We start from the raw sequence: 13906 nt of genomic DNA, 5'->3' as shown, positions 1-13906 counted from the left end.
TATAGAGGGAGACGAGCGGACCCATGAGTCCGCTAGCGTGTGCACCATGCCGATGCACATGCACGACCGAGGTCAGGAAACACCCCTCAGCTCCCGTCTCGGGGCCGTCGACGGAGCGAGCGACATCCCACGACATCGGCTGCCAGAGACGTCGATGCCCGCAGACACCGCACTGGGGGTGGTTCGAGACCAGCTGCTGCTCGACGGCAGCGCCAGGCTGAACCTCGCCACGTTCGTCACGACGTGGATGGAGCCTCAGGCCGTCGACCTCATCACCGAGACGCTGTCGAAGAACATGATCGACAAAGACGAGTACCCGCAGACGGCTGAACTCGAGCGCCGCTGCGTCAACATGCTCGCCGATCTCTGGAATGCTCCAGGTTCGGATGCCGGTTCGACTGCTTCACCTGGCACCCCGGCGACCGGATGCTCGACGACCGGGTCGAGCGAGGCCGCCATGCTCGCGGGCATGGCGCTCAAGTGGCGGTGGCGTGAGCGCCGCGAGGCTTCGGGTGAGAGCACAGCGAAGCCGAACCTCGTGATGGGCGCGAACGTGCAGGTCTGCTGGGAGAAGTTCTGCCGGTACTGGGAGGTCGAGCCGCGTCTGGTCCCCGTCGGAGACGGCGCCACCCACCTCACGGCGGAGAAGGCGGCAGCGGCCTGCGACGAGAACACGATAGGCGTCGTCGCCGTGCTCGGTTCGACGTTCGACGGGTCGTACGAGCCCGTGGCAGAGATCGGCGCGGCACTCGATCGGCTCGCGGCGAGCGGCGGCCCGGACGTCCCCGTCCACGTCGACGCGGCATCCGGCGGATTCATCGCGCCATTCCTCGACAGCGAGCTCGTGTGGGACTTCTCGCTCGAGCGTGTGAAGTCGATCAACGCCTCAGGGCACAAGTACGGTCTCGTCTACCCCGGCGTCGGCTGGGTGGTGTGGCGAAGCGCTGACGACCTTCCAGACGACCTCGTCTTCACGGTCTCGTACCTCGGCGGTGAGATGCCGACCTTCGCCCTGAACTTCTCGCGCCCCGGCGCACAGGTGGTGGCGCAGTACTACGAGTTCGTGCGGCTCGGCATGGCCGGGTACACAGCCGTGCAGCAGGCGGCCCGCACAACCGCGACAGAGCTCGCTCGAAGGATCGAGGAGCTCGGGCCGTTCGAGCTGCTGACCCGCGGCGACGAGCTGCCCGTCTTCGCGTTCACCGTGACCGAGGGGAGCGGGTTCACGGTCTACAACGTGTCAGAGGCATTGCGCTCGTTCGGGTGGCAGGTTCCCGCGTATCCGATGCCGGAGGGCATAACGGATGTCCACGTGCTGCGCGTCGTTGTGCGCAACGGCTTCACCGAAGAGCTCGCGGGGCTCTTTCTGCGCGACCTCGAGCGGGTGATCGGGCGGCTGAGCGAGAGTGCTCCGCCGAAGGCGCCCGCCGGCTTCCACCACTGATCGCGATGCCCAGAACATCGCCCCGGCACGCGGGCCTGGTGCTCTCAGCCCTGATTCTCGCGGCCGCGGTCGCCAATCTGAACCTCTCGGTCGCCAACGTCGCCCTGCCGACGATCGGGCACGACCTCGACGCCTCGCAGTCGGCCCTGAACCTCGTCGCCGTCGCCTATTCGCTCGGCCTCGCGGGCTCTGTGCTCTATCTCGGCGCGCTCGGTGACCGCCACGGCCGCAAGGGCATCCTGCTGGTCGGGATGCTCGTGAGCATTCCCGCGTGCCTCGCGGCGGCGTTCGCCCCGTCGATCGAGGTGCTGATGGTCGCGCGCGTTGTGGGCGGCGTCGCCGCGGGAGCTGCGTACCCGACAACCCTCGCCCTGATCACCGCCCTCTGGAGCGGCGCCAAGCGCACACGCGCAATCGCGCTGTGGTCTGGCCTCGGCGGGGCGATCTCGGCGCTCGGCCCGCTCTCTGCCGGGTGGATGCTCGAGGTCGCCTGGTGGGGGGCCGTTTTTCTCATGACCCTCCCCCTCGCCGTGGTCGCCATCGTCATCGTCATCGTCGTCGTCCCCGCTCGCGTCGAGGAGTCCGCGGAACCCGTCGACAATCTCGGCGGCGTGCTGTCGATAGCGATGGTGGTTCCGCTTGTGCTGGCCATCAGCCTCGCGGCAACCCCGGGCGCGAGCGGGATCGCGCTCATTCTCGGTGTGGTCGGGATTGCCGCAGCCGTTCTCTTTGTGCTGCGACAGCGCCGTGCGCGCACACCGCTCTACGACCTGCGCATCGCCGGAAGGCGCACCTTCTGGGTCGCGGCCGTCGCCGGCATCCTGGTCTTCGGGTCGCTTATGGGAGCGATGTACATCGGGCAGCTCTATCTGCAGAACGTTCTGGGATACACGGGCCTGCAGGCCGGCCTCGCCGTGCTGCCGGCCGCCGCCCTGCTCGTCGTCGGCGCACCGCTCTCCGCCTCCATCGTGTCGAAGCGCGGCAGTCGCACGGCGATGCTCATCGGGATCTCTCTGTGCCTGCTCGGCTTCATCAGCATGCTGCTGCTCTGGAACCTGACCACCGGCTACGCCATGGTCTGCCTCTCATATGCCCTGATCGGACTCGGCGTCGGCGTCGCCGGACCTCCCGCCTCTCATTCGCTGACGGATGCCGTTCCGGTGCACCGCGCCGGCATGGCGTCCGGCACCGCGGACCTGCAGCGTGACCTCGGCGGAGCCCTGATGCAGTCGATCCTCGGTGCGCTCCTCACGGCGAGCTATGCCGGAGCGATCGCTCGACACGTCTCGGACGCACCGGCCGGCGTGCGCGCGGAGGTCACGAACGACATCCAGGCACAGCTGCAGAAGTCGTTCGACGGTGCGCTCGTCATCGCGCAGCGTTACCCGGATCACGCGGACGCCATCATGCGGGCCGCACGCGAGTCGTTCCTCTCGGGCGCAGACTGGGCCTACCTGTGCGGCATCATCACGATGGTCGTCGGGTTCGCTCTGGTGTTCGTGTTGTACCCGCGCCGGGCACGCGAACTCGATCTCGTCGCGTCGTATGCGAAGGGCACGGTCGACTGAGGCGCCGAGCCGCGACCGTGTCCGTCGGTCGCTGCCGGGATCATCCCGGCCACAACGCAACAGCTCGAGATCGGCGTCGCACCGCCGCGCCTCCCGGCATTCCACCGAGCCAGATTTAGCATGGGAGCGTCCCATCGCGGTACGGATGTTACTCATGTGACTGAAGCGATAGGACTTAACTAATGTGCTTTCTGCTGTTAGGGTGACCAGTGGCCGAAACGAGAGGGACTCAGGTATGAAGTTGCGATCCCGGATTGCGATCCTCGCCGCCTTCGTCACCATCGCGACCCTCGGCCTGGCAAACCCTGCTCAGGCCGACGAATACCCCACCTGGGACGACGTCAAGGCCGCGCAGAACAACCAGACCGCCAAACAGGCCGAGATCGACAAGATCAACCGTCTCATCGACGAACTGATCGCACGCGCCGATGCCGCACGCGAGGCCGCGGTCGTTGCCGCAGACGAATACACAACAGCTCTGGCCGTCGCGACCCAGGCTGAAGCGAAGTCGGCCAGCCTCGCCACACAACTCGCCGATGCACAGGTGGCCGCTGAGGCCTCGTCGAAGCAGGCCGGCGCGCTTTTCGCCAAGCTCGGCCGCATGAACTCGAACGATGTGACGGCAAGCATCTTCGTCGATTCAGAGAATGCGGACTCCGCTCTCTACAAGCTCGGCGCCATCTCGAAGCTCACGGGGCAGCAATCCGAGATGTTCGCATCCGCGCAGCAGGACGCCAACCTCGTGACGTCGCTCAGCGACCAGGCCGCAGTTGCGGCCGAGGTGCTCGAACAGGCCCGTGCAGACGCCGAGCTCAAGCTGCAGGCCGCTGAAGAGGCCGCGGCGGCAGCGCAGGCCGCACTGCAGGAACAGGAAGAGCACCAGCAGGAACTCCTCGAACAGCTCGCCTTTCTGAAGGACACCACCGCCGAGATCGAGGCCGGATACAAAAAGGGTGTTGAAGTACGCGCTGCCGCCGCGGCCGCAGCTGCCGCAGCCGCAGCCAAAGCGGCTGCCGAAGCGGCTGCCGCTGCGGCAGCCGGCGGCGGAGGCGGAGGCGGAGGTGCTCCTTCCGCACCGGTCGCTGGTGCATCGGGAACGTACTTCGGGCCGTCTGCCGCGGGCTGGTGGCGACCCGCTCCCGGCTACATCTCGTCGTGGTACGGCCCACGTGCTCAGATCTGCACGCCGGGCGGATGCTCGACGCCCGGCTGGCACTCTGGCATCGACTTCGCGAGCGGATGCGGCACCCCCGTGAAAGCCGCCTTCGGCGGAACGGTCACCTATGCGAGCTACGGCTACAACAACGGCCACGGCAACCGGATCACGATCAACCACGGCGGTGTCTCGTCGACATACGGGCACCTGTCAGACGGATCGTTCCGGGTCGGAGCCGGCAGCCAGGTCGCCGCAGGGCAGGTGATCGCTTCGATCGGCAGCACAGGTGTGTCGTCTGGATGCCACCTGGACTTCAAGATCAACGAGGGCGGCTCTGACCCCGCACCGTTCCTGCGCTCGGTCGGAGTGATTCTCTAGCCTTCGTCTGCGATCGCCTCGCGTGACCGGCCTCAGAGCACACGACAGAGCCGTGACCGGCCTCAGAGCACACGACAGAGCTCAGAGCACAAGGCAGAACGGATGGCCGGCCGGGTCGAGATAGACCCGAAAGCCATCGTGCTTCGAGTTGGCGTCACGGGCTCCGAGGGCGAGCACCGCACGCTCGCCCTCGTCGAGGTCCTTCACCTGCACATCGAGGTGCATCTGCTGCGGAACGATCTGCCCGGGCCACTCCGGCTGGCGGTAGCCCTCGACCCGCTGAAAGGCGATTCTCGGGCGATCGGGCGCGTCGCCGATCGTCACCCAGTCGTCGCTGGTGTCGAGGCGGTCCAACCCGAGGAGCTCCTGGTAGAAGTCCGCGAGAGCGGCGGGGTCGGGGCAGTCGATGACCGTGGAGTGCCATGTCGCAATCATGGCCGTCAGTGTAACCACTGTCGTTCTTCGTAACCACTGTCGTTCTTGTCGCGACCCCCGCTGCACAGATGGCCCAGGGATCTCGGCACCGGCTCAGTCTTCGCCGAGACCCGGATCGATGTCGACGCCACCGCCCTGATCACCACCGTCGCCGCCTTCCTCACCACCATCCCCGTCGCCCTGGCCACCACCGTCATCCGGTTCGTCTGGCGGAGTGGTGGTGGTCGCCGTGCCACTGCTCGGGTGGATCGTCACCGTCGCACCCCTCGACACCGACGCCCCGCCGCCGGGATCTGTGCGTGCCACAAGGCCCGCCGCGATCTCGGACTCCACGGAGGCGCCCACCGTGACCGAGAAGCCGGCGGCCTCGAGTTCAGCCGTTGCGGCGGCGACAGCGTCCCCGGTGACATCGGGAACGGACACACGAGGTGTGCGCACATAGTCGTTGTCCGGCTCGGGGAAGGGGTCACCGCCATACAGCGAGACCATGGCCTCACCGATGCCAGACCACACCGGGTACTTGGCCTGATACCCGCTGTAGCCGTGGTTGACGATGGCGTCGTACATACTCGTCTTCTCGCCGGTGTCCGGATTCGCTTCGACGTTGCCGACCCAGAGCGAGGTCACCGCATTTGTGGTGCCCGCAGTGATCCAGGTGTCATAGGCGTTGTCGGAGGTACCCGTCTTTCCGAAGAGGTCGGCGCCCGACACCGCCGCATTCGCACCCGTTCCGCCCGGTTCCATCACCGACTGCATGGCGTATGCCGTCGCATTGGCGACCTCCGGGGTGATCGCCTGCCGGCAATCGGCATCCGGAACATCCATCTCCTCACCGTCGGGGCCGACGATGCGGTCGATGGCGACCGGGTCGCACGCCACGCCTTCGGCGGCGATGGCGGCGAACGCAGACGCCATCGAGATGGGTGCGATCTCGTTCGTGCCGAGCACCGCCGAAGGCCATTCGACCAGGTCGCCGCCGTCTGCGCGATGCACTCCGAGCGCCTCTGCGGTGTTCTTGATCTCACACAGGTCGAGTTCCTCGGCCATCGCGATGAACGCGGTGTTCACAGAGCGCTTCGTCGCCTGATACGGGGTGATCGACGACGCGGACGACCCGTCGTAGTTCTGTGGGTTGTACTGACCGGTCCACGTCGATCCACCATCGCAGGTGTCGGTGAACTCGGTGAAGGTGCGCCTGCTCGCGTTCACCGTCTCATACAGCGAGTGACCCTGCTCCAGCCACTCCACAAGAGCGAAGATCTTGTAGGACGACCCCACCTGGAACCCACTCGACCCCCCGTATGCATAGTCGGTGTTGTAGTTGATCGCCGTGTACTCATCGCCCGTCTCGGCGAGGGCAGCGTCGTTCGTATACGTTTTGTTCTGGGTCATCGCGAGCACACGACCGGTGCCGGGCTCGACCGTCACCGCCGCGGCGCCGAGCTCGGTGGTCGCGAGCGCCTGCGGCATGTATTCGGCGACACTGGCCTCTGCGGGAGCTTGCAGGGCGAGGTCGAGAGTGGTGTAGATATCGAGGCCGCCGCGACGCAGGAGTTGTGCGCGCTCGTCGGGCGTCTCACCGAACGTCTCGTCGTTCAGGATGATCCTGGTCACGTAATCGCAGAAATACGCACTTCCGCCCGCCGTGCTGCAGCCGGTGCTCGGCGGCGTGATCGCCGGAGTGATGGGCGCGTCGACAGCCGCATCGTGCTCTTCCTGGCTGATCTTGCCCTCCTCGAGCATCTTGTCGATCACATAGTCGCGACGCTCTTTTGTGACCGCATAACCGTCGGCCTCGCCGTTCACCTCATTGTCCGGCTGATCGATGCGAAGATTCGACGGGTTGTTGAGGATCGCGATCAGCGTGGCGGCCTGTTCGATCGTGACGTCTGCCGCGTTCACGCCGAAATAGTACTTCGCCGCGGCCTGCACTCCGTAGGTCCTCGCGCCGAAGGTCGCGATGTTCAGGTAGCCGAGAAGTATGTCGTCTTTGGCATATTCATCTTCGACACCGACGGCGAACCGCATCTCCTTGAGCTTTCGCGCCACACCCTCGATGCCGCTCGATGTGGTCGCCTCATCGGCGCACTCGTCCAGCTCTTCGGTGCTCTGCGCCTTTGTCTCACACTGCTGCACAAGCACGTTCTTGACGTATTGCTGGGTGATCGTCGATCCGCCCTGCGTGTCTCCGCCGATGTAGGTCGCCATAACGGCGCGGATGGTGCCGGCCATGTCGACGCCACCGTGCTCATAGAAGCGCGGGTCCTCCGCCGATACCGCGGCATCCTTGAGATACTGCGAGACGGCGTCCCACTCGACCTCTTCGCGGTTCTGGTCGAAGAAGGATGCCAGAAGCACCGGCTGGTCGTCTGCGCCCGTCGCGTAGATGTTGGTCGTCTCCATCGGCTGCCCGATCTTGAGATAGCTCGGCAGGCCTTCGAACAGCCCGACGCCTGCACTCGCCGTGGCGCCCGTGACGACGAGCGCCGGGGTCACCCCGGCGGTCACCAGCACACCGAGAACAACCGAGCCGCCCAGGAACGCGAGCAGGTTGGCGGCGAACTCACGCGCAGATTTCTTCGGATCGGGCACGTGTCGATGCTCATGCACGAGCCTGGACGGTTGCCCATCAAACCCTAGGTTTTTCTTGTGAGCACCTTCTCGCGGCAGTTGTCGAGGGCGCCGAACACACGGGACCTTGGTCCTGTCAGAAGGGACCCTCCAGCCCTGCTCCACGGCCCGCGAGAGGCGGAAAGTAGGAGGTGAGAGCTCCAACCGGAGTTCACCCCTATCAAGGAGACTTCCATGCAGCTTCCCTCGCTCAAGACGCGCACCATCACGAGCGCCGTCCTCACACCCGTCGCCATCATCGCGGCCGCCGCCCTCATCTGGCAGTCCTCGTATGCGGCGTTCACCGGCAGCACGCGAAACTCGGGCAACAACTGGTCAACGGGGTCAGTCGCCCTCACCGATGACGACGCCGGCGCCGCACGTTTCCAAGCAGCAGACATGGTGCCGGGTGCAACGGATACGAAGTGCATCACCGTGACCGCGAATACAAGCGTGCCCGGTGTTGTGAAGGCCTATGCCGTGAACCCCGTCCTGTCGCCCGCCGGCCTGCAGGATCACATCATGGTGAATATCACCTATGGAACCGGCGGCGGGTTCGGCTCGTGCGATGGGTTCGTCGAACAAGGAGTGGCTGTTCCCAGCGCATCGCTCACCTCGTTCGCGAGCATCAACACCTTCGAAGAGGGAATCGGCGGCTGGAACATCGTGGCCGGCACGCAGTCACGCACCTACAAGCTCACCTGGACGTTCGACACCACGGGTATGACCCAGCTTGAGCTCGACCGCCTGCAGGGTGCGTCGACGGGCATCGACATGCAGTGGGAACTGCAGAGCAACTAGCCGCGCAGGCAGCATAGTTCCTCGCTCCACAGCTCCACACATCGACAGTGCACAGAGAGGCAAACGTATCGTGTCAGACAACGTCGCCCTCTCTGTGCACGACGGTCAGTCACCTGCCGACCCGCGATCCGAAGACCAGGCTCACATCGACGCCCCCTCTCAGAGGATCGTCGCGCGAGCCTGGGCCGGATTGATCCTGGTCCTTTTCGCCCGGGCCTATCGCGCGTTCCTGCTGACACTCGTGTGCGCCGCCATCGTTCCCTCGCTGTTCAGTCTGGACACCTACCTCGTGGAGAGCGGCTCGATGGAGCCTTCGATCTCCCGGGGCGACGTCGTCATCGGCCAGCGGCTCGGCACCGACGAGCAGATTCCCGTCGGCCGGGTGATGTTCTTCACCACACCAGCAGACGACGAGAAGATGCTGCTTCACCGCGTCGTCGAGAGACTCGACGACGGCACATACACAACAGCAGGCGACGCAAACGCCGATGTGGACACCACACCGGTTCCGGCATCCAACTTTCACGCGCGTGGCCTCGTCTGCGTGCCATTCGCCGGTCTGCCTCTCATCTGGCTGTCGACAGGCGACCTGTTTCCGTTCACGGCCTGGCTGCTGATCACCGTGGCTGCGCTGATCCTGGCCGCGCGCCGAACGAACCGCGAGGAGGTTCAACCGACGATCGATGAACGCGACACCGACCGCACCGACCGCACCGACGAGCACGATAGGGACGCACCGCGGTCGCCACTTCTTGCCCGGCTGATAGCCGGGCGCGCTACAACGACCATCGCCCTCGCCACGGTCATCGGGCTCGGGGCCGCACTCACCGTCGGGTTCTCGGTCGATAGGGCGGATGCCGCGTTCACGGCGCAGACCGCCAACGCCGGGAGCACATGGACGGTCGCCGTGAAGACCTCTCGAGCCGTGAGCACCATGCGCGTCTGGGACATGCCGTCCGCAAGCGGGTGGTACCAGAGGGGATCAGTGGGAGTGAACATCGCTGCGACCTCGACAGACGGCGCCGTGCGGTCGATCACCTACCGGGTGAATGGCCAAGCGCCGGTGACGATCAACAGCTCCTCACTCACCTTCACCTTGAGCACCCAGGGCGACAACACGATCACCTATTACGCGACAGACAGGTTCGGCGTCGCAGAAGCCGCGCACACCGACCATGTGAAACTCGACAATCAGGCTCCGGTGCTCGCGGTCACGTCGCGAACGGGTGACATGACGCACAAGGAGTGGGCATCCGCCTGTTCTCTAGCCGGCGCCGGCGAGGCGGTCTGCGGAACCGTGACCGATGGGTCCGGCAGCGGAGTCGTGGCAGTCGGGTACGTGCTCTTCAGGTCGAGCGACGCGCGTTGTTTCGACGGCGAGAAGTGGACAGGGGCCGCATGCACAAAACGGCCACTGGCAACTCTCGACCAGGGACTCTGGATCGCGCGCGTGCCCAGCTCCGCGCTTGAGCTCGCTCGAACCTGGTACACGATCACCGTGTACGCCTCTGACGCCGCCGGAAACACGACGAACACCACCAGAACGTTCTCGATCGGCTGACCAACGCGGCACGCTCCGCTGGGCTCTCCACGCTCATGAGCCTAAGGTGAGAGAGTCGAGGACGTCGAACGGGGGGCACGTGAGAGACGCCGCACGCAAACCAGCGACTTCTGGGCCGAAACTGGAGTTCGAGAAACACCTCGCGGAGTTCGTCGAACACGCTCAAGACCTCATGTCATCGCAGTCGCGACTGCGAGACCTGCTCGGCATCAGTCACGATCTCACCAGCGACCTCGACATCGACTCCGTGCTTCAACGCATCGTCGATGTCGGCACCGATCTTCTGCGGGCACGATTCGGGGCATTGGGAATCGTCGGTGACGAGAACGAGTTCGCTGAGATCTTTCACGTCGGACTCGAACCGGATGTCGCCGCTGCAATCACTCGTTCACCAGAGGCCATGCGGCAGCTGACATCGCTCATCAACGATCCGGCACCCGTCCGATCCGGTGACGTCGGCAGCAGAGTCGCCTCGCTCCCGGAACCGCTCGCGTCGATGTCGACGTTTCTTGGCGTGCCGATCATCGTGCGCGAGCAGATCATCGGCAAGCTGTACCTCGCGGAGAGCACCCAGGGACGGTTCTCTGCCGATGATGAGGAACTCGCCCACGCACTCGCGGACATCGCCGGAATCGCCATCACCAACGCCCGCCTGTTCGAAGAATCACGCTATCGCGAGAAGGTCGCATCAGCCCTCGCCGATGCCTCGCGTGTGCTCATGGGGCACCACGACGACGAGAGCCACCGCGACCTGCTCGTCGATCAGGTCCGCTCGATCACCGAGTCCGATCTCGTCACCATCTCCCGGCTCTCGGACGATCGACAAGAGCTGGTCGTCGATCGGGCCTCTGGAATCGGCGCAGACGAGCTCGAAGGGCGCTCTCTTCCGGTGAAAGGCACCATGGTCGGCGATGCCATCACACGCGGTGAGTCGCTCATCGTCAACAGCTTCGATGCGTACACGCCGCAGTTCGAGAAGCAGGGGCTCCTGACGCACGCGATGGCCGTGCCCTTCAGCATCGGCGATAGTCCTGCAGGTGTGCTCGCGCTCGCACGCACCCACGATCACAAGGGCTTCGACAAACGCGATCTCGACATGGGCACGTCATTCGCCGGCCATGTGAGCGTCGTGCTCGAGCGCGTAGAGACCGCGAGCGCCCGCCAGAGGGTCACCCTGCTCGAGGACCGCAGCCGCATCGCGCGTGACCTGCACGATCACGTCATCCAGCATCTCTTCGCCACCGGCCTCACCCTGCAGTCCATTGCGGCGAGCAGCGACTCGCCAGAGGTGTCTTCGCGCATCATGGCTCAGATCGCCGAGCTCGACGGCGCGATCGCGCAGATCAGGCAGAGCATCTTCGCAATGCGAAGCCCACATGAAACCACTGCGAACTCCGGCGTTCGGGCACGCGTGCTCGAGATCGCAGACCGTGTCTCCGATCAGCTGCACAGCCGACCGCGCATCAGCTTCGTCGGGCCCGTCGACCTGATGGCAGATGCCGCGCTCACCGATGACGTCTGCGCGGTGGTCAACGAGGCGCTGGCGAACGTCGTGAAGCACGCGTCGGCATCCGTCGTCGTTGTCTCGGTGTCTGCGACGTCAGGACGCCTCACTGTCGAGGTCGACGACGACGGCACCGGCCCAGGCGACAGCCCGCGCCTCAGCGGACTCGGAAACCTGCGCGCACGTGCCGAAGGCCGCGACGGCACGTTCGGACTCGCAGCGCGCGACGGAGGCGGCACCCACCTCGAATGGTCAGTGCCGGTATAGGGCGCCGGTGGTGACCATCTGACCGGCGACCGGCGTCGTCGCGTGTCGGCCCGGCGTCACGGACGCCCGAAGACCTTGCTGGCGAAAACGGCGGCCTGAGTGCGGCGCTCCACCCCGAGCTTCGACAGCACGCTCGACATGTAGTTCTTGACGGTCTTCTCGGCCAGGAACAGTCGTTCACCGATCTGCCTGTTGGTCAGTCCTTCTGCGACGAGTTCGAGGATGCGGCGCTCCTGCGCCGTGAGGTTCTTGAGTTCCTCAGGCTCTTCGGGGCCGCCTTGCCGCAGCCGCTGCATGACCCGCTCGGTCACGCTGGGGTCGAGCAGGGAACCTCCCGCTGCAACGTGCCTCACCGCCGACAGCAGATCCTGGCCCGTCACCTGTTTCAGAACGTAACCGGACGCACCAGCCATGATGGCGGCGAAGAGTGCTTCATCGTCGTCGAACGAAGTGAGGATGATCGCCTTGGTGGCTGGGAACGCGGAACGCACCTGTCGGCAGACCTCGACCCCGTTGCCGTCCGGAAGCCGGGCATCGAGAATCGCGACATCGGGAACAAGTGCGGGAATCCGGGCGAGCCCGTCTGCGGCGGTGCCCGCCTCACCGACCACCTCGATGTCGCCCTCGCTCTCGAGCAGACCGCGCAGGCCCCTTCTGACCACCTCGTGGTCATCCAACAGGAATACGCGGATCGGCATGTGCTCTTCTCACTCTCGAATATTACGTCCAGTATCCTTGCTCGTCCCCGCGAGCGTCGAGGGCCTAAGGTCCCGAGTCTGCGGTGAATCCCGGCGCAGCTAGGCTCGAAGGGTGAAATCGGTCAACCGCGAGGTCCTGCGCCTCGCGGTGCCCGCTCTCGGTGCGCTCATCGCCGAGCCGCTCTTTCTGCTGGCCGACTCCGCCATGGTCGGCCACCTCGGCGTCGCCCCGCTCGCGGGCCTCGGAATCGCCAGCGCCGTTCTGCAGACGATCATCGGCCTCATGGTGTTCCTGGCGTACTCGACCACTCCGGCCGTGGCGAGGCGGCTCGGCGCGGGCGACCCCCGCGCAGCCGTGTCTGTGGGCGTCGACGGGCTCTGGTTCGCGCTCGGTCTCGGTGCGGTGCTCGCCGTCTGCGCCTGGTTCGCGGTGCCCGCACTGGTCGGCATGTTCGGCGCAGGCACGGATGTCTCGGCGCAGGCATCCGTCTACCTCACGACATCCGTGGCCGGCGTGCCCGCGATGCTCCTGGTCTTCGCGGCGACGGGCCTGCTGCGCGGGCTGCAGGACACCAGAACCCCGCTTGTTGTGGCGACGGCTGGCTTCGGTGTGAACATCGCCCTGAACGCACTGCTCATCTACGGCATCGGCCTCGGAATCGCGGGGGCCGCTCTCGGCACGGTCATCTCGCAGTGGGGCATGGTGCTCGCCTACCTGATCGTGATCGGTCGTCACGCGGCGAGAACCGGCGCGTCGATCAGGCCGCACCGTGCGGGCATCGGAGGCACGGCGAAATCCGGCGGATGGCTCTTCGTGCGCACCGCGAGCCTGCGTGCGGCGATCCTGCTGGCGACGTTCGTGGCGACGGGACTCGGAGCCAGGGAGCTCGCCGGATTCCAGGTGGTGATGACGCTGTATGCGACAGCCGCGTTCGCCCTCGACGCGCTCGCCATCGCGGCCCAGGCGCTCATCGGGAAGTCCCTCGGCGCGGCGGACGTCGCCGGGGTGCGCGCCGTCCTCGCCAGCTGCCTTCGGTGGGGCGTCTGGAGCGGCGTCGTGGTCGGCGCGCTGATCGCGGGCACCAGTCCCGTGATCGGCCTGCTGTTCACCGGTGACCCCGACCTCGCCGCGATGCTTATGCCGAGCCTCATCGTGCTGGGGATCGGCACACCGATCAGCGGGCTTGTCTTTGTGCTCGACGGCGTGCTGATCGGAGCGGGCGACGCCAGGTACCTGGCGCTCACCGGCATGCTGAACCTGGCCTGTTTCGTGCCGCTCGCCGGCTGGGTGCAGCTCACGGCGCCACACGATGCGGCCGGGCTGGCCTGGCTGACGGCCGCGTTCGCGATCGGCTATCTCGCGGCGAGGGGGGTGACCCTCTGGGTCAGGTCGCGCACCACAGCGTGGATGCGCACGGGTGTGTGAGCGCGTCGAGATCGGCGCGCTCGCATCCGTTGCGCGCTACTCGGTGTGTGGCGCGCTC

The 13906-nt window shown here is 65.9% G+C and carries 10 protein-coding genes; 7 read left to right on the top strand and 3 right to left on the bottom strand.

Going from position 1 to position 13906, the window contains the following annotated elements; translation table 11 throughout:
* Positions 1–46: 46 nt before the first annotated feature.
* The 3 genes from ACYVF5_RS01435 (at position 47) to ACYVF5_RS01425 (ending at position 4546) form a co-directional block, all read left to right on the top strand.
* The gene (locus tag ACYVF5_RS01435; protein ID WP_460942565.1) at positions 47–1444 is read left to right on the top strand and encodes a glutamate decarboxylase; all 1398 of its coding nucleotides are present in this window, start codon (positions 47–49) and stop codon (positions 1442–1444) included.
* 5 nt (positions 1445–1449) lie between these two features.
* Positions 1450–3012, top strand: a complete 1563-nt coding sequence (locus ACYVF5_RS01430; RefSeq protein ID WP_460942563.1) for an MFS transporter — start codon at positions 1450–1452, stop codon at positions 3010–3012.
* A gap of 235 nt (positions 3013–3247) precedes the next feature.
* Positions 3248–4546 carry a peptidoglycan DD-metalloendopeptidase family protein gene (locus ACYVF5_RS01425; RefSeq protein WP_460942561.1) on the top strand — a complete coding sequence of 433 codons (1299 nt, stop codon included), beginning with the start codon at positions 3248–3250 and terminating at the stop codon, positions 4544–4546.
* Between the two features lie 81 nt (positions 4547–4627).
* Here ACYVF5_RS01425 and ACYVF5_RS01420 read toward each other — a convergent pair whose 3' ends face one another.
* Both ACYVF5_RS01420 and ACYVF5_RS01415 read right to left on the bottom strand, forming a co-directional pair.
* On the bottom strand, positions 4628–4981 hold the full coding sequence (locus ACYVF5_RS01420) for a VOC family protein (protein ID WP_460942559.1): 354 nt from the start codon (positions 4979–4981) through the stop codon (positions 4628–4630).
* Between the two features lie 93 nt (positions 4982–5074).
* Positions 5075–7573, bottom strand: a complete 2499-nt coding sequence (locus ACYVF5_RS01415; protein WP_460942558.1) for a transglycosylase domain-containing protein — start codon at positions 7571–7573, stop codon at positions 5075–5077.
* Between the two features lie 213 nt (positions 7574–7786).
* Between ACYVF5_RS01415 and ACYVF5_RS01410 the strand changes: the two genes are divergently transcribed.
* The 3 genes from ACYVF5_RS01410 (at position 7787) to ACYVF5_RS01400 (ending at position 11724) form a co-directional block, all read left to right on the top strand.
* Positions 7787–8392: a hypothetical protein gene (locus ACYVF5_RS01410; RefSeq protein ID WP_460942556.1), complete on the top strand. Its 606-nt coding sequence runs from the start codon at positions 7787–7789 to the stop codon at positions 8390–8392.
* Positions 8393–8462: 70 nt separating this feature from the next.
* Positions 8463–9953, top strand: a complete 1491-nt coding sequence (locus tag ACYVF5_RS01405; protein WP_460942554.1) for a signal peptidase I — start codon at positions 8463–8465, stop codon at positions 9951–9953.
* 79 nt (positions 9954–10032) lie between these two features.
* Positions 10033–11724 (top strand): sensor histidine kinase, encoded by a 1692-nt coding sequence (locus ACYVF5_RS01400; RefSeq protein WP_460942552.1) that lies wholly within the window; start codon positions 10033–10035, stop codon positions 11722–11724.
* Positions 11725–11780: 56 nt separating this feature from the next.
* On the opposite strand, the gene ACYVF5_RS01395 is transcribed toward ACYVF5_RS01400, so the two are convergent.
* On the bottom strand, positions 11781–12422 hold the full coding sequence (locus tag ACYVF5_RS01395; RefSeq protein WP_460942550.1) for a response regulator: 642 nt from the start codon (positions 12420–12422) through the stop codon (positions 11781–11783).
* A gap of 112 nt (positions 12423–12534) precedes the next feature.
* On the opposite strand from ACYVF5_RS01395, the gene ACYVF5_RS01390 reads away from it, so the two are divergent.
* Positions 12535–13848, top strand: coding sequence for an MATE family efflux transporter (locus ACYVF5_RS01390; protein WP_460942548.1), 1314 nt, complete (start codon positions 12535–12537; stop codon positions 13846–13848).
* Positions 13849–13906 lie beyond the last annotated feature (58 nt).

The sequence above is a fragment of the Okibacterium endophyticum genome (genome assembly GCF_054780075.1).
Note: the sequence above shows the minus strand (reverse complement) of the source record. Positions and strands in the feature narration are given on the sequence as shown.

Bases quoted from the DNA above. Each gene is read 5' to 3' on its own strand.
- ACYVF5_RS01435 (WP_460942565.1), top strand. From the start codon at position 47: ATGCCGATGCACATGCACGACCGAGGTCAGGAAACACCCCTCAGCTCC.
- ACYVF5_RS01430 (WP_460942563.1), top strand. From the start codon at position 1,450: ATGCCCAGAACATCGCCCCGGCACGCGGGCCTGGTGCTCTCAGCCCTG.
- ACYVF5_RS01425 (WP_460942561.1), top strand. From the start codon at position 3,248: ATGAAGTTGCGATCCCGGATTGCGATCCTCGCCGCCTTCGTCACCATC.
- ACYVF5_RS01420 (WP_460942559.1), bottom strand. From the start codon at position 4,981: ATGATTGCGACATGGCACTCCACGGTCATCGACTGCCCCGACCCCGCC.
- ACYVF5_RS01410 (WP_460942556.1), top strand. From the start codon at position 7,787: ATGCAGCTTCCCTCGCTCAAGACGCGCACCATCACGAGCGCCGTCCTC.
- ACYVF5_RS01395 (WP_460942550.1), bottom strand. From the start codon at position 12,422: ATGCCGATCCGCGTATTCCTGTTGGATGACCACGAGGTGGTCAGAAGG.